The following is a 23,015-nucleotide window of genomic DNA, read 5'->3' as shown; positions in this document are numbered from 1 at the left end:
GTATTCGATGGACTTATTGCGATTTCTCAAACCAGACGCGCTGGCCGTCGTGTTCGTCGTAGACAAGCAGGCCGAGAAGTTAGTCTCGGTGCAGTTGGACACGCTCGACCACGTCGCGGCGCTGTTGCAGACAATGCCGGACGAGGAGCTCGCCAAAGCTGGCATCGCCAAACAGGAAAGGAAAGTTCGGAATGCGTAAGTTGTTGCCCATCATCGCCTTCGTCGGCGCGGCCATCTTTATCTTTCTCGCCCTCGCCCCAGCCAAGAAGGCCACGGTGCTGGCCGCCGTCGCCGACCTTCCAGCCGGCCACACCCTCGTCGAGTCGGATCTGCGCGCCGTCGAACTGCCCGCCGATTCTCTGCCGCCGGATGCCGTGAGCGATCCGACGCTGGCTGTCGGCCAGACGCTCGCCGTGCCGCGCAGTGCAGGCGATGTGATCCGCGCCGCCCACTTCGGCCAGCCCATCGCGCTGCAATCCGATGAGCGCGGCCTCTCGGTCAAGGTCACCGACTCCACCGGCTTCGCCGGACTGCTCCAGCCCGGCCAGCGCGTCGGCGTGATCGCCGTCATCGTGGATCGCGAGGCGAACGCGCCTTACGCCAAGGTCGCCCTCACCGGCTTGCGGGTGCTCTACATCCCGCCAGACTTTCGCGCCGCCGAGCCTGCCGTCCAGCAAGACAGCGGCTTCACCTTCAGCCAGGATCGCCAGACTGATGGCGTGGTGGGGCTGGCCGTCCCCACCGCGCCGCAAATTGTGATCTACCAGACCACCGACGACAAAGGCAACCCGATCTCGCAGTCGCGCACGGTCTATCCGCTCGAACTGCTGGCTGCCTTGAACGAGTCGAACGACGCGCACCTGACTCTCTTTCTCGAACCGGACCAGGCCGCCCCGTTTGTCACCGGCGGCCTCTACCTGCCCGACTTGTCGCTCATTACCCCCACCCAAGTTCCATTCGCCCCGGGGAGCCTGGCCCCATGAGCTGGAAGTCTTCGACTCCGGCGGCCAACGGCAACGGCCAGAGCGCCGAGTCGGTCACCATCCTCTTGGCCGGATCGCCCGCCCGAACCCGGGCCTGGAATCTATCGCTCATGGGTGACGCCCGCTTCCGCGTTATCGCCGAGGCCGCCGACGTAGCCGACCTCACGGCGAAGATGGCGATGTCGCCCGACGCCGCGCTGGTTGAGGCCGAGTTGTTCAACGGCCCGGCAGAGTTGGTGCAGACGCTCTCACGCTTCAACAGCGCTGTCTACATTGTTCTGCCTTCGGCGGCCACCGCCCAGGATGTCGAGCAGGTCAAAGCCTGCCGTCCGGTGAAGGCCGCGCTGTCGGGCGATCCGAATCTCGGTGAACTCGCCGGTCGCGTCTACGCCGACGTGCTCGCGGCGCGCCAGGCCACGCCCACCTGGGAGACGGGTTTGCCATCATCATCTCGTGGCGGCGGCCCGACAGCGTTGAAGATTGTAGCGGTGTGGAATCAGGTTGGCGGCGTGGGCAAGACGACCATCGCCGCCAACCTGGCCTACGAGTCAGCCCGGCGCGGTTTGCCGACGCTCCTCATCTCGCTCGGCGCGCCCGACGACGCACCCCTCATGCTCGGCCTCAAACCCGATCCCAACATCATCCACTGGCGGGCCAAGCCCAATGTCGAGGGCCTGCACGCGGCGACGCAGACGGTGAAGGAGGTTGACCTCAAGGTGCTGGGCGGCTTCCCCGATTTCCTATCGGCCCACAAGGCGATGCAGGCCGGACTCGACGATCCCGACAGTATCGCCCGCCTGATCCGCGAAGCGCCCTACGCCGGTTTCGCCGCCATCATCGTGGACACGCCCAACTCCGATCTGGCCGGAGCCGCGCTCTCGGCCGCCAACTCGCTCCTGCTCGTCTCGCGCCCCATGCTGGCCGACTGCTGGCGCACCATCGGCGCGTATCGCGCCGTGACCGAGCAACTCGCCGGCCAACACCGGATCCCGCCCGACGGCATCCGCCTGGTGCTCAACCGGGTGCGCTCGTCGGGCCTCACCCCCGCCGACTTTCACAAGGCGGGCGAGAGCCTGGCGGGCAGAGCCTTCCCGCCGGTGAGCGCCATTATCCCCGACGACCCGCGCGTCGAAGAGGCGCAGAACAACCGCAAGATGCCGATCACTTATGCCGATTCGTTTGCGAAGGGCCTGCACGCGCTGGCCGACAACGTTCTGCAGGTGAAGGCCGGGCAGATCAAGAAGGACGACGGGCGCGTAATCCCGCTCGGCTTCATGCGTCTGCGCCTGCCCGGAGGCGGAGGTTGAGATGTGGGGCAATCTGGTTGTAGACAACTCCACGCCATCTAAAAAGCAGGCCGTGCTTGAGGACGCCGTCGAGCGCTTGAAGGACCTGTCGGTCTCGGTTATCCGCGGCGACAAGGCCGCGCTCGCCAACGAAGCCAACACCGCCCTCGTCGCCGCCGCTCGCAAAGCGGGCCTCACCCTCTCAACGTCTGATCTGGCCGAGCTCACGGCGCAGGTCATCGCCCAGGTCGGCGGCCTCGGCTTCCTGCACAGCCTGATCTATCACCGCGCGGCAGGGCCGCTGTCCGAGATCGCCGTCAACCCCGACGGCTCGATCTGGATTCTGCCCAAAGGCAAGTCGCACTTCGAGCGCGCGCCCCTCAACCCGGCTCGCGAAGAAGTAATGCGCTCGGTCGAAGCCCTGCTTGCGCCATTGGGCCGCGCCCTCACCGAGGCCACGCCTTCGGTGGACGCCAAACTGCCGCGTGAGGCCGATTTCGGCGGCGCGCGAGTCAAAGTCCTGCATCCCGTCGTCTGTCCCGGCGCGGGCTTTCCTTCCATCAACATCCGCCTCTTCGAGCCCAAGCCCGTTGCGCCGGAACAGATCATCCAATGGCAGGTCGCGCCCGAGTCGGTCGTCCGCATGTTGCTGGAGGCCGTGTCCCGCCGGGCGCGCTTGCTCCTCGTCGGCGGCACGAACACCGGCAAGACCACCCTGCTCTCGGCGCTGGCGCGCGGCATCCCCGAGTCGGCCCGGGTGGTGAAGATTGAAGACCCGGAAGAGATCTGGCTGGCGCATTCCAACGTCGTCACCCTCGAAGCGCGCCCCGCGCCGCCCGGCAGTGACGTGCCGCCCTACACTATTCGCAACGGTGTGGACGACGCCATGCGCATGTCGCCGCACTGGCTCGTCGTCGGCGAAGTCCGCACCGGCGACGCGGCGCTGGCCCTCTTCCGCGCCCAGATGAGCGATCACCCCGGCCTCTCGACCTTCCACGCCGAAGGCCCCGATGAGGCCGTCTTCCGCATGGCGCTCATCATGTTTGCCGACGCGCAGATCAAGCTTGAGGCGGCCAAAGGCATCTTCGAGCAGGCGGTTGACCTGGTGGTGCATGTGGGCTGGCTCAACATGAACGGCGCGAACCGGCGGCGCATCCTGGGGGTGTATCAGACCGAAGGCATGCCGTCCGGCAAGGGCGACGTGCGCTTCAAGGTCCTGTGGAAAGCCGACATGGAATCGCCGTTGCCTTACCTGGGCCGGCGTGGAGGCAGTGAGTGATGAACGCACAGAGCCTCTACGCCCTCACCGCAGCCCTGCTCGGCGGGGTGGCCGTGTACTTCATTATCCAACCGCTCACCCGAATCGGTCGCGGGGCGGGCAAGACTCTGAGCGACTTTGTCGGCAGCGCCGACGACCTGAATAGAGGCGGCCCCCAAGAGGCCGTCGCCGTTGGTTCGGAGAAGCATCGCATCCGGCTGGCATTTCAGGATTTTGGATTGGACGTGAGCGGACGCGAGGAGACGGCGCTGTGGGCGGCGCGCATTGTCGCCATCGTCCTCATCGCCGCCGCCATCATTCTCTCCGGCCTGCCCAGACTCTCGGCCCTGGCCGCCCTGCCCATCGGCTGGTTGATGGTGAAAGGCACCATCGACGGCGCGTGGCGCAAACGGCGTCAGGCGGTTGAGCGCGAACTACCCGTCTTTCTCTCGCGCCTGGCCGGAGTCACGCAGGCTACGCCCAACGTCATCGACGCGCTCGACGACGTGGGCAACACGCTCGACCCCGATGGGCCGCTCAAAGCCTGGGTAGGGCGCTTCGCCTCACGCCTGCAGACCAACGGCCAACTCGGATTGCAGGAAGGTCTTGAGGAGGCCTATGCCATCTCGCCCTCGCTCGGGGTGACGGCCTTCGAGATTGGCCGCCTGTGGGAGACCGGCGGATCAGGCTACGCCTCGGCGTTCTCCTCCGCCGCCGACAACCTGTCCGGCGTTCTCGAAGCGCGAGCCATTGCCATCTCCAAAGGCGAGGGCGCGCGCGGCTCGATTCGCGTCATCCTGCTGGCCCTGCTCGGCGCAATCCTGCTGATGACGACCAATCCCTACACCCGCGACATCTTGCAGAAGCCCGTGATTCAAATCGGCTACCTCGCCGGCCTGGCCTGGGTGGCCCTGGGCTGGACGTTTGTGAATGGAACGATTGATGAGGCAGTCTCGTAGTCGAGTAGTCGTTTGGTCTTGTGGTCAGCCGACCACACGACCACATGACCATTCGACTAACCGACTAACACAATGCAAACACTCTTCGCACTTCTCGCCGCGCTGATGGGCGGCGTCGCCATCGCTTCAATGGTATCGGCCATTCGACTGGAGTCGGCTCCCAATCGGGCGCTGGCTGACTTCGCCCAAAACGAGTCGAAGCCAGACCTTCTCGACCGGGTCGGCCAACGCCTCTGGCGCTATCTCCCGCTCGATCCGGCGCGCTGGGGACTCAACGTCGAATGGGCGTGCCTGGCCGGCAAGCACTACTCGCTGGGCCGCGTGACGGCCAACGCCTTGCTCTACGGCGGCGGTGTGGCGGCGGCCTTGCTGATCGCCGAGGCCGCGCCCTTATTGTGGTTGACCGTCCCCGCCGCGGCCGCCTTGCCGTTCATCAACCTGCGCGCCGCCGCCAACGAAGCCCGCACTGCCGCCGAACGCGGCCTGCCCGAAGTGGCCGCCCTGGTCGCCGCGGAACTGGCGGCCAACAACCCGCCTGACAAAGCCCTGCAACGCGCGGCGGACACCGCCGGAGTCCTGGGCTTGATCCTGAAAGGGGCCTTGGCCGAAGCTCGCTCGTCGTCACGCCCTCTCTTTAGTCGCAAGCCGCTCAAAGGCGCGCTGGTGGTCTGGGTCGAACGCTGGCGCTTGCCGTCGCTGCTCGCGTTTGGATCGTCGCTCGATCTGGTCGCCGGCAAAGGCGTGGCCGGCGAGGCGATGATGTCGCGCATCGCCCAGGGCATGTCGCGTGAATACCGCGAGAAGTTGCTCAAGCGCGCCGAAGCGTTGGAAAGCAATCTGGTCTTGCCCAGCGCGATCTTTTTCTTCGTGCCCTTCATGGCCGCCGTCGTCGTGCCGGTGCTCCTGCCGTTGTTCGAGACTCTGCGCCGATGAGCGCCGCTCACTTCTCGCTTCTGCAAAGAGCCTGGGCAGGTCTGGATTGTCACGAGCAGGCCCACGCTCTGCGGACAGCAGATCAGATTGTCGCGCTGGCCGCGCGCCTGGGTATCGACGAGGCCGCTCTGTTACACCTGCGGCGCGGGGCCATGTTGCACGACATCGGCAAGGCATTTGTGCCGCCAGAAATTCTGAGCAAGCCCGGCCCGCTCACCTACGAAGAAACGGCCGTCATGCGCTGTCACCCGGTGCTCGGCTACAAATTGCTGGCGCCCATCCCGTATTTGCGTCCGGCGTCGCCCATCCCGTTATTTCATCATGAACGGTGGGACGGATCGGGCTATCCATGCCAGCTGAAAGGCGAGGACATCCCGCTGGCGGCGCGCCTCTTTGCCGTGGTCGACGTCTGGGACGCGCTGCTGGATGGCCGCTCGTATCATGCCGCCTGGCCGGAGGCCAAAGCGCGTGAGTACCTGCTCGCTCAGGCCGGCATTCAGTTCGACGCCGCCATCGTCAAAGTATTTCTAGAGAAGCGCGAGAACGGACCCTTGCCGGTGACCCAGGCGCTCGAACCGGAGTGATGCGCCGCCGGGTAAGTGGCGAGCCACGAATTGAAATCCCCATCACCTTGATGGTTGGATATACCTCTTTACTCAGATTGGAGAAAACATCGTGAAACAAAAACTTCTAATTCCTCTTGTCGTGTTGTCTTTGCTGGTTGCCCTGGTCGCGCCGGTCTCGGCGGCACCGCCCGCGCCCGGCTTCACCATCACCGCCCAGAAGGGTGACACCTACTCGGCGCTGTCGTGGAAGTACGGGGTGAGCGTTGACCGCCTGCTCAAAGCCAACGGCCTGGAGCGAAACGGCGAACCGCTCACCAGCAAGAAGTTCTGGCTCGCCCCCGGCCAGCCCGTCGTCGTGCCGATTGAACTTGGCGCAACGCCGTCACTGGTCAATCCCTTTTTGTATGTGACGCAACAGGGCGACACGCTGGGAGTGCTCTCGGTGCGATTCGAGATCGCCGCCTGGGCGGTGGCCAAAGTGAACGGCGGCCTGGACGCCGGCAATCTCACCCAGGCCCTCACGCCCGGCGCGACTCTCCTCATCCCCGCCGGGCCTCACGTTCACAAAATGGGAAAAGGGGAAACGCTGGCGCAAGTGGCGGCGAAATACGGCGTGACCGAAACCTATCTGCTCAAAGCCAACAGCATCGCCGAAGGCAAGGCCGTCGCCGCCGGCACGGAACTCACCATCCCCGTCCAGTATGACCGCCCTTTCACGCCGATAGGAAGTGGTCAGCCTTCAGCAGTCAGCAATCCGCCAACGCCTGCGCCAGCCCCAGCCATTGCCGACGCGGGCGGCCTGTTGACCTTCCGCTGGATTGCCCAGAACTCCTCCTTCACGCCAGTCGGCGGAGGCCGCGCCGTCGCTACTTTCACCGCCGAGTTCAAGGGCGGACAAGCGCCGTTCAAAGTGTACGTCGTCAACTGGGGTCAGTATGTCAGCGTCACGGGGCCGTTCGTGAAAGTGGACAACGGCCAACAGTGGACGGACCTGGACTTCGCCGTCAACGCCAAGTGCGGCGAGACCTTCCCTCTGCATGTCGAGGTTCAATCCACCGACGGGCAGAAGGCGTTCTCCATCCGCGAGTTCGGGCCGGTGAGTTGCAAGTAGAAAGGATTGAGCGATGAGGGCTGAGTTGTTCATCGCTTGGCTCTCATTGCTCTCCACTTCTATGAACAGCCAACATCTTCGACGGCCTGACCTTATCCACGTATTGGCGATTTTGCTGGCGGTCACTGTCGCCAACTCAGTGTTGGTGAGCGCCCTTGTCGCCGCCGCGCTGGTCGCCCGTGTCGAGCCGATGACGGCCCCGGGCCAGCAAGGCGTTCACCTCTCTGCCCCGCTCTTCGACGACTGGCAGATCGGTGTGGGTGTGTTGTGGGGGAGTGAGCGCCTCAGCCTCGGCGGCGGTATTGCTCAACCCGGCGTGCAGGCGATTGGCGAAGGCTTCATCCTGGATTGGAAAACGCAGGCCATCATTCGCATGTCGGATCAGGCACTGCTGTTCTACTGGTGAAGCATGTCCACAAGAGAATTTGTTTGAGAGTCATTGTCGGCGTCGGCCTGGTGGTGATGTTCCTGGTATGCACCCTGTATGCCATCCTGCCGTACCTGGTGACCTGGCCGCGCTGAGTTGTCTCTGAGGAGAGATGTTATGCGTCGTTTGCTAATTGTGTTGATGTCCATGATAGTCGCCCTGGCCGGTTCAGGCATCGGCCCGGCTCACGCCGAAATCTTGAAGCGGCCTATTCAGTTGCTGGTCGCGCCGTCAGGCGGCACGGTGACGGTGCGCTGGTTCTGGTCCACCGCCGATAACAACCAGGTCATCATCCGCCGCAACGGGGTAACGGTTTTCACCGAAGCGATTAACAACGCCTGGGGCAACCGGGGTTCGGTCGGCATCTGGAGCACGGCCGTCAACGCCGGCGATTCGGTGACCGTGACCGCCGCCGTCGTCGCCAGAACGCTGCCCCCCACGCCCGGCGGCCTGTGCAATTCCAATGGAGTGCCGTTCAGCGGCCCGCCAGCCGAAGGTCTGTGCATCGAAGACGCCGCCGATAACGACTACGACGATTTGCGGTACGGCATCTACTTCACTCCCCTGCCGGACACTACCCCGCCGACGACGACGGCCAGTGTGACGGGCACGGCAGGAAGCAACGGTTGGTACATCAGCCCGGCGACGCTGTCGCTGAGCGCGGTGGACAACGGCGGCCCCGGCCCGGCCAGCGGCCTGAACCGTACTTATCTCAACAGCGCCCTCTACACTGGCCCGGTGAACGTCACGGCAGAGGGCACAACGGCGTTTAGCTTTTACTCGGTAGACAACCGTGGCAACGTCGAGCCGACAAAATCTACCTCGGTGAAGGTTGATACCGTGCCGCCGTCCACGTCGCCGTCGCTCTCCGGGGCGATGGGAAACGCGGGATGGTACATCGGCGACGTCACCTTGACTCTGACGGCGACTGATGCCGCGAGCGGGGTGGCCTCAACCACACTGGATGGCTCGCCATATAGTGGGCCGGTTACCTTTTCCACGCAAGGGGTGAGCAATCACAGCTACTTCAGCGCAGACAATGCTGGCAACTTCGAACCGGCGCAGGCGCTCTCGTTGAAGATTGACAGCGCCCCGCCCGTGGTGACGCCAGCCATCGCCGGCCCGGCGGGCAATGGCGGCTGGTATCTTGGCCCGGTCACTTTGTCGCTTGCCGCTTCCGATACTGCGTCGGGCGTCGCCAGCCTCCTGCTCGATGGTTCGCCCTACAGCGGGGCCGCTACCATCGCCGACGAAGGCGCGACGACGCATCTTTATCAGGCGACGGATGTGGCCGGGAATGCGGCAAGCGGCTCGGCGACGATTCAGATTGACCTCACGCCGCCGACCGTCGCTTACTTGCTCTCCGGCACTATTGGCGACGACGGCTGGTATGTCTCGCCGGTGACGGCGACTCTGGCCGCCTCCGACTCGGCGTCTGGCATCGGCAGTCTGACTCTGGATGGTTCGGCCTACACCGGGCCGATAGCGATTTCGACTCAGGGCGACAGCCTTCATGCCTACGACGCAACTGACGTGGCAGGCAACACCAGTTCGAGTCAATCGTTCTCGCTGAAGATTGACACTATTCCGCCAACGTCGAGCTTAACTTCACATGGTGTCGGGCAAGCGGTGAGTGGAACTGTCACCCTCTCCGGCTCGGCATCTGATGCAACCAGTGGGCTTGCCCGAGTCGACATCTCAATAGACAACGGCGCAACGTGGAACGCGGCGACGGTGAACGGCGGCCTGTGGAGTTACCTGCTGAACACAACCTCTTTGTCCGATAGCCCGCTGACTGTGTCCGTGCGCGCCCGCGATGTGGCGGGCAATGTTCAGCCGGATAGCGGGGCAGGCTCGACGTCGGTTGCCCTGCTGGTGGACAACACCGTGCCCGAGGCGGCTCTGTCTGCGCCGCCTTCATTCTGCCCATTGTGTGGCGAGACGGCGGCGCTGACTTATTCTGTGGGCGATGCGACGAGCGGCATTGCCAGTTGGACGCTGACCGTCGCAGGCGGGCCAACCCTGGCCAGCGGTTCGTCTCCGGCCTCGGCGTCGTTCGCCTGGGACGGGGCCGGGTTGGCGGCTGGCCCATACACCGTCCGCCTGACGGCTACAGACACGGCGGGCAACACTGTCGAACGAAGCGAAACCATCGCCATCACCTTGCCCGGCTCGCCCGTCGCTTCCATTGAACTGGCGTGTTCCCTGCCCGGCGACGACGGCTGGTGCAAAGCGCCGGTGACCGTTATCTTGCGCGGCCAGGTGAATGGCATTTCCATCGTCCGCCTGAATTATCTTTATGAGGACGACCTGAAGATTGCGAACGGCGGCACGTTTTCGTTCGACGAAGGGCGGCCAGGCGAACACGTCGTCAGGCTGACGGCGACCGACTCGCTGGGCCGGGTGTCACCGCAGGTGGCTGGCGCGTTCAAAGTGGACGGCGCGCCGCCGTCCATCGTCTTCAACGGCGGAACAGACTCGGCGCTGGCCATTGAAATCGCCGACGCGACATCTGGTGTGGCGCGCTGGGCAGTGCAGGTTTTTGACGAAAGCGGCCAATCCGTGTTCTGGCGAGAGGGGAGCGGAGAGTTGAAGAACCTTTCGAGCTGGTCAGCGCCCGCAGATGGAACGTATTACCTGAGCGTCTTTGCCCGTGACGCCGCGGGGCACGAGATCAGCTTGGAACATGTTCCGTTTTCCGTCGACGTCCCGGCGGCGGTGGAAGTGGTGCGGGATGTGCTCTTGCTGTTGTTACCCCACACCCCAACGCCTACTGCAATAGCTTCTTCGCCAACACCACATCCGACGGCGACTCGCCCTACGCCAACACCCACGCGCGAAGCGACCGCCATTGCCGCCGTCCAGCCTCCAAGCGTGCCTGTCGCCCCGGCTCTCGTGCCTGTCATCGGCGTCGTCTTTCATGATGTGAATGGCGATGGTGTGCAGAACGCCGGTGAAGCGGGTCTTGGCAATGTGACGATTGAGATTGTGGCCGGGGGTGAAACGACGAGCCTCGTTACCGACTCTACTGGCGCCTATCACTTGATGCTGCCAGGCGGTGGGCGCTATCGCCTGAGAGTAGTTGCGCCAGGTGCGACCTGGTTTGCCACGACATCGTCTGAGCAAACGCTCCTCCTGGACAGGGTCGGAGGGCAGGGGACGGCGATCCCGTTCGGCCTCAACCGGCGAGAGGTGGCGCTGACAGTAACTCTTTTGGTGTTGTTAGCGGCAGTGCTGGCCTGGCTGGCTTCGGCAGCGTTCGATCGTCGCCCGGCCGCTCTGCATTCACTGGCTGGCGAGCTACAAATGTTGACTCAGTCGCGCCTGCAAGGCGACGGCATAGCCGGCTGGCGAAGACGGTGGGGGCAATGAGATGGTTTCTTCACATAGCAAAGGTAGTCGTGCTCTCTGTTGCCTTCGCTCAGGCGATGTTTGTCGAACATCACGTAATTCGCACTTTCCCCCTGCCCATCGCGATGGCGATGGTGGCGGCGACGGCGACGACGACGGCTTTCTTACTTTTGCTGGTGGCGGGGTTTCATCAAATAGCGATCATCATGTTTTTACCCGTCGTCGCCGTGACCAGCGTTCTCTGGGGAATGCCTGCCGCCTTGCTGTTGCCCGGCATGTTGGCGATCAGTGGTCTGTGGCACGCCGAGGACGACAGCCCTCGTAAGCAGAGGAAGCGCTGACCCGGGCCTATTCTTGAATCTTCGAAAGGAAATCTTCCATGTTCACTCCAACCGACATCTTTCTTGTCATCTGTCTCGTCATCGCCCTGGGCGCGCTTGGGGCAATGATCACAATCGGCAACGAGCGCGTGCGGCGAGCAACCCTGCAAGTGCGTGACGTGGCCCGGCACTACGCCCTGGCCGACCTCGCTATGCGACGTGAGCAGGCCCGTGCCGCATTCACCTTCGCCACGCCCGCCGACGGCTTGCGGACGCTGAACCAAATTGCCCTCGACGTCACCGGCGAGCGGCAAGACAATACCCAAATGAGCGTCATTGCCGGATCGATTCCGGCAATCACGGCGCGAGGCAAAGACGAGAGCGAAATCATCTTCACGCCCTCCGCCGACGCTTACCTGAACGCCAACCCCGACAAGCGCCGCCGTGTACAACGGCTCTGCCCCATTGACGGACTGGTGTCCGGCCCGTTTGTCGTCGAAGAGTTGAGCGCCCTGGCGCAACATCTTGGCCTGTCAGCTCTGCCCCGCACCGAGCAGTGGAGTCTGATCGTCTTGTCGCAACCGCGTTTTGAGTATCCGAGAGTCGTGCGGCGGCTGTCGGGCTTCTTGTCGCGGCGCTAATTTTCGTGGCATGAGTCTACTGAACAAACCAGTGATTGAGCTGGCCGTTGCATTGTGGCTGGCTGTGTGCGGGTGGTTAGATGCCCGCACCGGTCGGGTGCCAAACTGGCTGACGAATCCATTGATGGTGGTGGCTGTCGTCGCGGCCACCACCTCAGTTCCGGCCTTCGGGTTTCTTCTTGTAGTGGCCGCATTCTCGATCGGGTTGTGGAAATCGGGCCAGGGCGTGGGTGGCGCGGATGCTAAAGTGCTGATTGCCCTAGCCGGGCTGTGGCCGGATGGGTGCATCGCCGCCACTCTGTCCCTGGCCCTCTTTGGCCTGGCCCGCGCCGTTTGGAGCAAGTGGCGGCCTATGCCGCCGACGTTTCCGGCGGTGGCGGTGATGGCGTGCGGGGTTTGCTTTTCTGGGTCGATACTCTATATCGCGAAACTGTTGATGTAGTGACGCAGTTTAGGGCATGTCAGACTGCCAGATTTTGTGAAGTTATGCTCTCGCGTGCAAGCGGAAATAGATGGTCAACCAGGAATATCAATGATGCCTGTTGTTCTGTGTTTATGAATTCGTTCAGTTGAGAAGCGTGACAATGTACTGTATGCGAACAGTACATTCGCCTATGTACTTGTGTCAAATTACCTATTTACTTTATCTGACCAAGAAGAGTAAAAAGATTAATCGGGGAACACCAGCGCTCAATTTAGACGCTAACTGCAAGTGTAGGGTCTCAAGGCACAGCCGGTATTAGCGCAAACGGCCTGGCACAAGCCGCAAGCCATATTGGATGGCTGCCATGTTGCCTTCAGACCCTGCATTCACTGCTATCTCTTTGCTGGTAGTTATCTCACTGCTGGTTTCTTCAGCAGGGTCAGCGCCGTTGGTTGAGGCCGCCCTCTGTAACCCGGATTTTACTTCGGCCAGTATTGGGAATACGGCACATCTACCCGCCCAGGTTTACACCCCACTCCCTCTCCAAACTCTCGCCGCCCCACCTCCCACACCAACCGACTACGATATCCTCCACCACGGCTCACCTTCTGTCCCTTGGACAACCTTTGCCGGATTGGGTGTGAATGTGGTCTTCAGCAGCTTTGCCTGGCAGGAACACGATTTGAGCGTCCCCGGGCGCGGCCTTGGCTTTGCGTTTCTTCACGTTTACAACTCAGCCAATGCTGATAGTGGCTCAATCGGGCTGGGCTGGTCTCATTTCTACGATCAGAAGCTTGCTGTCGAGTCGCCCTCTTCAATCCTGATTCGTATGGGCGATGGGCGGCTGGATCGTTACACTCCCTCTGGCTCTACCTGGACACCACCAACCGGAATCTTCAATACGCTGACCGACAGCGCGGACGGCACATACACTCTCAAACTCAAAGACCAGACCCGATACACCTTTAGCTGGAATGGCTAAGTTGCTTTTAGCATCAGCAGCCTGCATCAAGGATGACAGGTCAACAATTTACTAAAGCTAGTACCCCAAGAGGGAGGATAGCATGAAACCGACAACCCGCAAATTGGTGAATGTTCTAGCGAACAGCCTCGTCATTCTGTCAATCCTCCTTAGCAATATCTTATCTGGCTCTATCGTAGGACAACCTGCTCGCGCCCCAAGCGGACCGCCTACAACCAACCCGCCTGTTTCGCTAGTGCCGGCGACGGAAGATGCTCCGGCAACGGCAGTCGCCGCCGCGCCAACAGGAACAATTGGCGCAACGCCCGATACCTTGTCAGCGACCAAACTTCCCACCCTGCTGCCAACTCTCCAATCAGACTTACCAATTGCAAACGCCCGGACACCTGGCCCGACTGAGATTCAATCTGCTGAGACACCAGCAGGCCTGCCGACTAGCACCAGTGCGCCGCAGAGCATCACAAGCACTCCTCAGCCAACGAACCCACCCCCTATATTCGATGGAAAAATCTCTCCTGCAACAGGCGGCATCGTCACTTCGCCCGATGGTCAGGTTACGGTTATCTTTGCCCCTGGTGCAGTAGAAGCCGCGGCCATAGGCCATTACACTTACACGAGGCCCCGCAATCTGCCGCCCAGTTTGCGGCTGGCCGGGGCGTTGGCTTTTAACGTGACGGTGCAAAGCGAGGCCGATGGCACGCTCTTCCCCTACTTCCCGGCACTAGTTACCACCACCACCTACCATGACCCGGAGTTGAACGTTGACCGGGCGGTTTACGACGCCCAGCCGCGCGTGAAAGTCATGATTCAATTTTCACGGGCTGGCGTGGCCGGGTTACAAGAAAAATTCTTGAGCCTATACCGGCAAGACCCGGAGACAAGCACTTGGCATACGGTGCCGACGGTGATTGACACCGTTCGCCATACTACCTACTCTGAGATCGAATACGGCGGCCACTATGCGTTGCTGGGCTGGCCTGACGTGTCTGCCACCGCCGCAACAAAGCACGGCGGTTACAAAAACGCTCGTATCTTATTTGCCGCCTTGCCGCCTGCATCACAGAAAGTAGTCGTGCTCAATCCCGATCATGGTGGGCCCGATCCCCACGTGGCGGGGTGTGGGGGAAGAGTGACTTCTCCTCCAGATAAAGCCGCCTGCGAGAAAACCTACAATCTAATAGTTGCACAGCAAGTGAGTGTCCTCTTAGGGCGGTGTGGCGGCATTCAAGTCATAATGACCCGCACTGATAATGAAACCACGGTCTCGCGTGAGATGCGGACGGACATAATCAATAGCAACAACCCTGATGCGGCAGTGACATTGGCTTTCAATGTCACCAACGGCATCATGACGGACACTACCGGCACTGGGAGTGGTATCGAGCAATGGGTGAATTTCGACAAGCCCGGCGATATGGCGTTTGGCGAGCAAATGAATAAGCGGGTTAGCGAATTTGCTCCTCTACCAATACGCACGCCTGGGGTTAAAAATGCTGCCAACAATCCCGGCGGTCCGATCTATGTTGCTCTTCACGTCACTCCGCTCTTCACGCACGCCGAGTTAGCCTTCATGGACAACATCTATGACCGGACGATTATGGATGACCCAGCAGGCATGGGAGCTATCGCCAATGGGGTAACGGTGGCCATCATTGATCAATTGGGCGGCATCAGCGTTTGCACCAACCCCGACTTCCAACTGCCCGATCCGCTCTCGGCAGCAGACCGCGCTCGCTTATACGACTTGGCCTATCAGAACTGGATGCGCTACCGCGGCGACCCGGTTAACACTTCCACTGGCAATCACGTCCAGCAATTCACCGATCTTCAGATTCCGGGGGTGGGCGGTTTCGATTTCGCCCTCCAGCGCACTTACAACAGCCTCGACCTTTTTGATCTTGAAGGATGGCAGGGTGTGTTCGGAAAAGGTTGGGCGTCGTTACTGGATATGCATTTGCGCCTGGCGAACGACGGCAGTATAGACGTTCGCCGCCCCGACGGGCAGGGCATCTATTTTGTGACCGAAGGCGATGGCTACGCGCCGGGGCAAGATGGGGTCTTCGACACTCTCGCGCGCAACGGCCCCGACTTCATGTTGAGGACGCCCGATCAACTCTTCTATCATTTCAAGCTTTTCGGCTTTCGCGGACTCTTGATGGCTGTCAACGACCGTCACGGCAATACGATCACTTTTGAGCGCGACGACGATGGGCATGTGACACGCATCATTGACTCGGCAGGCCGTGAATACAACCTGACTTATGAGGGGGAACACATTGCTTCTATCACTGACCTGGCCGAGCGCACGATTCGTTACGAATACAACGCCGATGGCGATTTGATCCGCGTCACGGATGCTAATCAGGGGGTGTATCAGTTCGAGTACGCCGATCATCGCATGACAAAACTGACTGACCCCGTAGGTATCCTCTACCTGCAGAACATTTATGACACTGAGGGGCGGGTCGTCGAACAGATTGATGCTGGCAGCAGTCACGACCATTTCAATTATGACACGGATGGGCAGACCCTCTTCGCCGATAACCTGAGCAATCCAACCATTGATAAATATGACGATCTCTCCCGTGTGACCGAGACTCAGGATGGCCTGCCCCAGATAGAGAAACTTGTCTACGACGACGATTACAACGTTACTACTTACACCGACAAGCGCGGCAACACTTGGACATCCACCTACGACGATCGGGGCAATCTGCTCACCCTTACCGACCCGTTAAGCCATACTACCACCCATACCTATAACGCTACCAACGACCTGACAAGCATCACCGACCCCGGCGGGCCAGGCGATGCGCCGCGTACTACCACATTCGTTTATGATGGCGATGGCAATTTGATCCTTATCGAGCGACCCGACAGCACAAAGATCCGCGCAGAATACGACTCGCATGGCCAGATGGTGAAGTTGATCGATCCTAACCAACATCCCACCATCTTTACTTTTGACGCCCAGGGCAATTTGATCAAGGTCACCGACTCCATTCCTAATCAAACTCAGTACGGATACGACGCGGTGGGCCGCCGGACGAGCATGACGGATGCCAACGGCCACACGGTCAGCTTCCAACACGACGGCAACGACAACGTCACCCGCATCACCGACCCCAAAGGCCAGAGTGTTACTTTCACCTACGATCTCAACGATAACCTAAAGCAGATGGTTGACCGCCGGGGCGGCGTGACCAAGTACGAATACGATGTAAATCTAAAACTCATCGCCGAAACCGATCCCGAGGGCCATCGGACGACCTATGGCTACGACGCGATGTACAATCGCACCAGCATGACTGATCCGCGCGGCAATGTAACCACGTATCGTTATGATGCCATCTATCAACTGATTGAGGTCGAGGACGCTCTACATGGCCGCACTCGCTTCGTCTACGACCCGAATGGCAATGTCGTTCGTCTGAGTGACGCCCTCACTCAGACGACGGTATTTGAATACGACGCGCTGAACCGGCTCACCAAGCAGACTGACATTCTGAGCGGGATCACGAGTTTCGAGTACGACGCGGTCGGGCGGCTCACACTGATGACCAACCCGCGCAGCGCAAAGACGAAGTATACCTACGATTTGTTGGATCGCCTCACGCTCCTGCGCGACCCGCTGGATGGCAAGTGGCAGTTCGGCTACGACGCCGTCGGGAACGTCATCAGCGCGACCGACGCCAATAATAATACTGCCACGTCATTCTACGACACCGCCAACCGCCTGATCAAACACGTAGACGCGGACAGCAAACCCACTCTCTTCTTTTATGATGGCGTGGGGAACACAAAGAAGGTCGTTGATGCGCTCAATAATACAACGCTCTACAACTACGATGCCAACGATAACCTGGAGAGGATTACGGATTCGCTGACTGGCGTGACGGCGATGGCACATGACGCCGAAGATAACTTGGCGGCGCTCACCGACGCCAACGGCCACACCACACTCTTTGACCATGACTTGGATGGGTTGCTCACAAAAGTCACCGAGGGCGGGGGGCAGATAACGACTTATCGCTACGACGCGGCGCATAATCTGGTCTCGTACACCAACGCCAGGAACAATACCTGGACGTATGCCTATGACGAGCTCAATCGCCGGATCAGCCAAACGGATCCGCTCGATCAGATCGCCAGATACGAATACGACCCTCTCAGCCGGATGATCCGTATCACTAATGAGAGAAATATTGTGACGCGCCAGGACTATGACGGGCTTGGCCGTTTGGTCGCCGCCGTCCAAAACTACGTGCAGGGCGGCCCCAGCGACGCGCAAACCAACGTCGCCACCCGCTATGTTTACGATGCGGTAGGCAACCTGACCAACGTCACCGATGCCAATAGCCGCGCCTCTCATTTTGAATACGACCTCAATGACCGGCTGACCCAGTTCACCGCCAATGGCGGGCAGGTGAGGAAGTATGACTATGACCCGGTAGGCAACCTGGTCAAGTACACCAATGCCAGAGGCAATATCTGGCTATATGGCTACGACGCCCTCAACCGCCGAATCAACGAAACCGACCCGCTCAGCCACACCACCAGGTATGAATACGACGCACTCAGCCGGATGACGGGTATAACAGACGGCAACACCAACACGACCCGCCAAGAGTATGACGCGCTTGGCCGCCTGGCGGCCGTTATCCAGAACTATCGGCCCGGCGGCCCCACCGACCAGCAAACGAATGTCACCACGCGCTACACTTACGACGCGGTAGGAAATCTGAAGACCAGCACGGACGCCAAGGGCGCAAAGACAAGTTTCGATTACGATGAGGTGGATCGCCTGACGCAAAAGATTGACTCGTTGACCGGCGTCTGGAAGTACGAGTACGATGCCGTTGGCAATTTGACGGCCTTCACCAACCCGCGCAACGCCCGGACGGAATACACTTACGATGCTTTGGATCGCCCTACGCTCATGCGCGACGCCTTGAGCGGCGAGCGGAAGGCCGACTACGACGCGGTCGGAAATATCACTAGCGTGACCGATGCGAATCAGCATCACACGACATTGCACTACGACGCTCTTGATCGCCTGACTGAGCGGATAGACGCGGCAAGTCACTCGACGTTCTTCGCGTATGACGGCGTGGGCAACACGATCGGGGTCACTGATGAGCTTAACCGCCTGACCCGCTACACCTACGATGCCAACGATAACCTGATCACCGTCACCGATGTGCTGGATGGCGTGACGGCGATGGCGTATGACGCCGAGGATAACCTGACAGCATTCACCGACGCCAACGGTCACACGGCTCGTTTCACCTACAACGCCGACGACCTGCTTGTCGAATCCGCCCGGTTTGGCGGGCAGACCAGGCATTATGGCTACGACGCCGCCCATAACCTGATCTCATACACTAACGCCAGAGGCAACACTTGGAAATATACCTACGATCCCCTCAACCGGCGGCTTAGTGAAATCGATCCCGGCAGCCATATCACTCGGCATGGCTACGACGCCTTGGGCCAGACAACCAGCATGACGGACGGGAACGGCAATCCGACGCGTCAAGAATACGATGCGCTAGGCCGTATGACCGCCGTCATCCAAGACTATCAACCCGGCGGCCCGGGCGACCCTCAGACCAATGTGACGACCCGCTACACTTACGACGCCGTGGGCAACCAGACGGCCATGATTGATGCCAATGGTAACCAGACCACCTTTGAGTACGATCTACTGGATCGCCAGACGCAGAAGATCGATTCGTTGGGCGGCATCTGGCAATATGAGTATGACGCGGTCGGCAACCTGAAGACCGAAACTAACCCGCGCAACGCTCAAACCAAATATACCTACGATGAGTTGGATCGCCTCACCCTTAAGCGCGACGCCTTGGGCGGCGAATGGGGGACCGGCTACGACGCTATCGGAAACATCACTAGCACGATAGATGCGAACAGCCATCGGGTATTACTGCGTTATGACGACCTTAACCGGCTCGTTGAGCGGTTAGACGCTGGCGGTCATCCCACGTCGTTCGAGTATGACCACGTGGGCAATATCACGGCGGTCACCGATGCGCTCAGCCGCGTAACGCGCTACGGGTATGACGCTAATTACAATTTGGAGACCATCACCGATACGCTGGGGGGCGTGACGACGATGGCGCACGACGCGGAAGACAACCTGACAGCGTTCACCGACGCCAACGACCATGCTTCGCATTTTGACTACAACGCCGACGACCTGCTCGTCAAGTTCACCGAGGCCGGGGGACAGGAAACGGGCTACCAGTACGACGCGGCCCACAACCTGACCGTCCGAACCAACGCTAAGGGCAACACCTGGGCCTACACCTATGATCCCCTCAATCGCCGGATCAGCGAAAAAGACCCGCTCAACCACGTCACCACTTACGGCTACGACGCGCTGGGCCAGACAATTCGCCTCACGGATGCGAACGGCGTCAAGACCCGCTACGATTATGACGCGCTCAGCCGCTTGATCGCCGTCGTCCAAAACGAGCAACCCGGCAGCCCCGGCGACCAGCAGACCAACGTGACCACACGTTACGCCTACGACGCCGTGGACAACCTGACGAAGATCACCGACGCCAACGGCGAAAAGACGACGTTCGACTACGATCTGCTCGACCGCCTGACGGAGGAAGTCAACCCCCTGCATCACCGATGGCAGTACGAGCATGATGCCGTCGGCAATCTGACGGTGCGCACCGACGCCAACGGCGATGTCACGCGCTATACCTACAACGCCGACGATCTGTTGACGCGGATTGACTATCCTGACGACACGGGGATCGGATTGGGCTACGATAAGGTTCACAACCAGACGGAGATGACCGACTCGCTGGGCGTGACCCACAACGAGTACGACGCGCTGAATCGGTTGACAGCCAGCACCAATCACATTGGCCAGCGAGTGGGCTACACCTACGACCCGGTGGGCAACCGCACTAGCCTGACCTATCCCGACGGGCGAAAGGTGACTTACGACTATGACGGGACGAATTTCGTCAAGCGGGTGACTGACCCCGAGGGCAATATCTTCGACGTGACCCGTGACGCTACCCACAACGCCACCAAAGTGCAAAACCCCAACGACACGGTGGCGCGCTACGATTTCGACGCCGCCGAGCGTTTAGTGAGCGTCCAAAACCACCGAAACAGCGGCGAGGTGATCAGCACATTCGCTTACACCCTCGACGCCGTTGGCAACCGTACCCGGACAGCGGCCCAATACGGTTCGGGCCAGCCAAGCCAGGTAACCACCGACTACGGCTACGACCCGCTCTACCGCCTCATTCACTCCGAAGACAGCCAGGGGCATTTCACCGATTACACGTTCGACGCGGTGGGCAACCGCCTGAGCCAGACGACCAACTTTGACCCGGTGACCGGGTTGAAGAACGACGTTCTCACTACGACTTACGATTACGACGCCGCGAACGAATTGATCGCTGTTCTGCGCGAGGTGACGCCGAGTGGCGTCCCCGACCTCCCCGGCCAAACCGCCCAGGTCCTGCACGCCTTTATCCACGAGACGGAAGCCCAAAGCGGCAAACACATCGAAGAGGCCACGGCGACGGGTCTGCTAGATCAGGCGAAGGCGCTGGCCGCCGATTTGGAGGGCGACGCCCCGCCGGACGCGGAGGCAGTGGCGGCTGACTTGGCGGCGTTGCAGGCCGCGGTGGAGGCGGCGGGCGCGGAAGGGCGCATTGACAACGCCGGCATCGTCAACAGCCTGCTGGTCAAACTGCGCGATGCGGGCAAGACCAACCAGGGCGGCGGGGGCAAGGGGGTGGCGGTGACGCTGTACGATTACGACCGCAACGGCAATCGGGTCGCCCGCAGTCTCCGCGACAAAGGGCTAAACGATGTGCGTGGCTGGTCGAGAACGGACTACGGCTACGATTTCGAGAACCGCCTGAGTCAGGTGCAGAATTCTCGCGCCCCCGACCACGGCAACAAGGAACCCGGCGACGAAACCTTGCTGACCTACGATGGCTACGGGCGGCTCTTCCGCCGCCTGCACGACCAACGTGCTTCGACTTCGCTCAACACCGGCGGCGGGCAGAAGTGGGTGGATTCCGTCTACGACGGGCTTGACCCCATCGCCGAATACGAGGAGCCGGGCGCGCACTATTCCAACTACTACCGCGGCCTGGGGCGCATCCTGAGCATGCAACCCATTCAAGGCGGCAGCGCGGGCAACATCCTCCATTACTACCACTACGACGGACTGGGCAGTGTGACGGCGATGACTCAGGACCCGGGGCAGAGCGAGCACGACTACCGCTACAGCGACTACGGCATCATCCTGGGCAACAACGGCCACGCCGCCGACGCCAGCAACTTCACCGACCCGCACAACCACTTCACTTACACCGGCCAGGAGTGGGATGAAGAGCTATCGCTCTACCACTTCTACGCCCGTGAGTACGAGCCGGAGACGGGGGTGTGGGTGCAACCGGATCCGTATCGAGGGCAGTTGGAAATGCCGATGACACTGCATCGGTATGAGTATGTAGGCGGGAATCCAATCAGATACAGCGACAAAGATGGTTACTTCCTTAACGTTCTCGCAGGTGCGGCCGGCGGCGCAATTTTCGGTGGGGGAGCAAATGCTGTTATCCAGTATGCAACTACTGGCAAAGTTGACTGGAACGAGGTTAAGGCTTCAGCAGTTGGAGGTGCTGTTTCTGGAGCCCTTTGTTTAGGAACACTCGTCGGTTGCGCTATTGGTGGAGCCGCAGGTGGTGCTACCACTCAGATTGCAAAGGATCTTCTCAACAACAATTGGGACGTTCAAAAAATCCAATGGGGGGAGGTTGGCATGCAGGCTACTATTGGCACAGCACCTGGGATTGCTTCAAAATTTATAAGCGGGGGGATATGGAAAGAGGCATTTGGTGGAACCAAAGCCAATTTATTCAGTGACGCTTGGTGGCTGGGTAACAAAATGCCAGCTATTCGGCCAGTTATCACGGGCAATCTTTTCAGGCAGGTGTTCAGCTTGCGAAACCTACTTTGGGCAGGAAGAGAAGTGACAGAATCGTTAATCGACGAATCATTGCAGAAAAGAATAGGCGAAAATAGAGAGTGGTTTTCTAGCCGCAATAACACAGCACCACCCTCAGAGTTAGTATGTTACCAACAACCGTTAGGGTGTTATAACAATCGGCCGCCTATGTGCTACTCTGAGACGCCAATGTGTTATGCGAACAATCATGGGTCAGCAGAAGAAATGTATGGAAGAACAAATGAAATCACAAATCTAGTGAATAGCTATATACGAAAAGGGAAATCCTATTACTTGCAAATGCCGTTTACTTCGCCACCGACTCCGACCTTGACCTCATTGCCGACCCTCACACCCTCAGATGAGTGGGTAACTGTCAACCCTGAACCTAATCCTTCTCGAGCCCCTGCTAATGGGATAAGGGATTTTCATTGGGGGCCTATTGATTTTAGAGACTTTATCTATGTTTATCGTATCCCGAAGGTTAAGAACGCCGGGGATGTAAACCAATGTAGGATCCAAAGGCCAGGAAGAACCGAATGGAAAGCTTGCACTGACCTCGGTAATAACACCCCGGAAGATAGAAAGGTGTATGTGCAGCACGTAGATGGTTCAGGTGTAGAGAAAGGCGACTTCCTTGAGATGCGTCTCCAAAGCAGAGAAAAACCTTTAGTTCAATACAACAAGAGGTACCTCTCAAAATAGAAGTGTTCCCATCGAACCTTCCCGCAGGCTCGGAGCCCGCTGAGGACGTTGAGTCAGTG

At 60.2% G+C, this 23,015-nt stretch carries 15 protein-coding genes; all 15 read left to right on the top strand.

Annotated features, from left to right (window positions below; genetic code table 11):
* Positions 1 to 7: 7 nt before the first annotated feature.
* The 15 genes from HYZ49_05745 to HYZ49_05675 all read left to right on the top strand — a co-directional run bounded on the left by HYZ49_05745 (position 8) and on the right by HYZ49_05675 (position 22,956).
* Positions 8 to 199 carry a hypothetical protein gene (locus tag HYZ49_05745; GenBank protein ID MBI3241780.1) on the top strand — a complete coding sequence of 64 codons (192 nt, stop codon included), beginning with the start codon at positions 8 to 10 and terminating at the stop codon, positions 197 to 199.
* Entirely contained in the window at positions 192 to 983 is a 792-nt protein-coding gene (gene cpaB, locus HYZ49_05740) for a Flp pilus assembly protein CpaB (GenBank protein MBI3241779.1), read from the top strand. Before HYZ49_05745 ends, cpaB begins: the two co-directional genes overlap by 8 nt.
* A complete protein-coding gene (locus HYZ49_05735; GenBank protein ID MBI3241778.1) occupies positions 980 to 2,290 on the top strand; it encodes an AAA family ATPase in 1,311 nt (436 codons plus the stop codon). Before cpaB ends, HYZ49_05735 begins: the two co-directional genes overlap by 4 nt.
* 1 nt (position 2,291) lies before the next feature.
* Entirely contained in the window at positions 2,292 to 3,548 is a 1,257-nt protein-coding gene (locus HYZ49_05730) for a CpaF family protein (GenBank protein ID MBI3241777.1), read from the top strand.
* A complete protein-coding gene (locus HYZ49_05725) occupies positions 3,548 to 4,486 on the top strand; it encodes a hypothetical protein (GenBank protein ID MBI3241776.1) in 939 nt (312 codons plus the stop codon). Before HYZ49_05730 ends, HYZ49_05725 begins: the two co-directional genes overlap by 1 nt.
* Before the next feature lie 72 nt (positions 4,487 to 4,558).
* Positions 4,559 to 5,419: a hypothetical protein gene (locus HYZ49_05720; GenBank protein MBI3241775.1), complete on the top strand. Its 861-nt coding sequence runs from the start codon at positions 4,559 to 4,561 to the stop codon at positions 5,417 to 5,419.
* Positions 5,416 to 6,003 (top strand): HD domain-containing protein, encoded by a 588-nt coding sequence (locus tag HYZ49_05715; GenBank protein MBI3241774.1) that lies wholly within the window; start codon positions 5,416 to 5,418, stop codon positions 6,001 to 6,003. Before HYZ49_05720 ends, HYZ49_05715 begins: the two co-directional genes overlap by 4 nt.
* Before the next feature lie 91 nt (positions 6,004 to 6,094).
* Positions 6,095 to 7,096, top strand: coding sequence for a LysM peptidoglycan-binding domain-containing protein (locus HYZ49_05710; GenBank protein MBI3241773.1), 1,002 nt, complete (start codon positions 6,095 to 6,097; stop codon positions 7,094 to 7,096).
* Positions 7,097 to 7,157: 61 nt separating this feature from the next.
* Positions 7,158 to 7,502: a hypothetical protein gene (locus HYZ49_05705; protein MBI3241772.1), complete on the top strand. Its 345-nt coding sequence runs from the start codon at positions 7,158 to 7,160 to the stop codon at positions 7,500 to 7,502.
* Positions 7,503 to 7,640: 138 nt separating this feature from the next.
* Complete coding sequence (locus tag HYZ49_05700; protein MBI3241771.1) at positions 7,641 to 10,895, top strand: hypothetical protein; 3,255 nt, start codon at positions 7,641 to 7,643, stop codon at positions 10,893 to 10,895.
* Between the two features lie 29 nt (positions 10,896 to 10,924).
* On the top strand, positions 10,925 to 11,215 hold the full coding sequence (locus HYZ49_05695; protein MBI3241770.1) for a hypothetical protein: 291 nt from the start codon (positions 10,925 to 10,927) through the stop codon (positions 11,213 to 11,215).
* Positions 11,216 to 11,253: 38 nt separating this feature from the next.
* Positions 11,254 to 11,835 carry a hypothetical protein gene (locus HYZ49_05690; GenBank protein ID MBI3241769.1) on the top strand — a complete coding sequence of 194 codons (582 nt, stop codon included), beginning with the start codon at positions 11,254 to 11,256 and terminating at the stop codon, positions 11,833 to 11,835.
* A 10-nt stretch (positions 11,836 to 11,845) separates the two neighbouring features.
* The gene (locus tag HYZ49_05685; GenBank protein MBI3241768.1) at positions 11,846 to 12,277 is read left to right on the top strand and encodes a prepilin peptidase; all 432 of its coding nucleotides are present in this window, start codon (positions 11,846 to 11,848) and stop codon (positions 12,275 to 12,277) included.
* Positions 12,278 to 12,623: 346 nt separating this feature from the next.
* A complete protein-coding gene (locus tag HYZ49_05680) occupies positions 12,624 to 13,241 on the top strand; it encodes a hypothetical protein (protein MBI3241767.1) in 618 nt (205 codons plus the stop codon).
* 82 nt (positions 13,242 to 13,323) lie between these two features.
* Positions 13,324 to 22,956, top strand: a complete 9,633-nt coding sequence (locus HYZ49_05675) for an N-acetylmuramoyl-L-alanine amidase (protein MBI3241766.1) — start codon at positions 13,324 to 13,326, stop codon at positions 22,954 to 22,956.
* The last annotated feature ends 59 nt before the right edge of the window (positions 22,957 to 23,015 follow it).

Source organism: Chloroflexota bacterium (assembly GCA_016197225.1).
In the GTDB taxonomy this organism is placed as follows: Bacteria; Chloroflexota; Anaerolineae; order Anaerolineales; family VGOW01; genus VGOW01.
This window is presented reverse-complemented; position numbering and strand designations above follow the sequence as displayed.

Coding starts and splice junctions, on each gene's coding strand:
- HYZ49_05745 (MBI3241780.1), top strand. CDS start 8: ATGGACTTATTGCGATTTCTCAAACCAGACGCGCTGGCCGTCGTGTTC.
- cpaB (MBI3241779.1), top strand. CDS start 192: ATGCGTAAGTTGTTGCCCATCATCGCCTTCGTCGGCGCGGCCATCTTT.
- HYZ49_05735 (MBI3241778.1), top strand. CDS start 980: ATGAGCTGGAAGTCTTCGACTCCGGCGGCCAACGGCAACGGCCAGAGC.
- HYZ49_05730 (MBI3241777.1), top strand. CDS start 2,292: ATGTGGGGCAATCTGGTTGTAGACAACTCCACGCCATCTAAAAAGCAG.
- HYZ49_05725 (MBI3241776.1), top strand. CDS start 3,548: ATGAACGCACAGAGCCTCTACGCCCTCACCGCAGCCCTGCTCGGCGGG.
- HYZ49_05720 (MBI3241775.1), top strand. CDS start 4,559: ATGCAAACACTCTTCGCACTTCTCGCCGCGCTGATGGGCGGCGTCGCC.
- HYZ49_05715 (MBI3241774.1), top strand. CDS start 5,416: ATGAGCGCCGCTCACTTCTCGCTTCTGCAAAGAGCCTGGGCAGGTCTG.
- HYZ49_05705 (MBI3241772.1), top strand. CDS start 7,158: ATGAACAGCCAACATCTTCGACGGCCTGACCTTATCCACGTATTGGCG.
- HYZ49_05700 (MBI3241771.1), top strand. CDS start 7,641: ATGCGTCGTTTGCTAATTGTGTTGATGTCCATGATAGTCGCCCTGGCC.
- HYZ49_05690 (MBI3241769.1), top strand. CDS start 11,254: ATGTTCACTCCAACCGACATCTTTCTTGTCATCTGTCTCGTCATCGCC.
- HYZ49_05685 (MBI3241768.1), top strand. CDS start 11,846: ATGAGTCTACTGAACAAACCAGTGATTGAGCTGGCCGTTGCATTGTGG.
- HYZ49_05680 (MBI3241767.1), top strand. CDS start 12,624: ATGTTGCCTTCAGACCCTGCATTCACTGCTATCTCTTTGCTGGTAGTT.
- HYZ49_05675 (MBI3241766.1), top strand. CDS start 13,324: ATGAAACCGACAACCCGCAAATTGGTGAATGTTCTAGCGAACAGCCTC.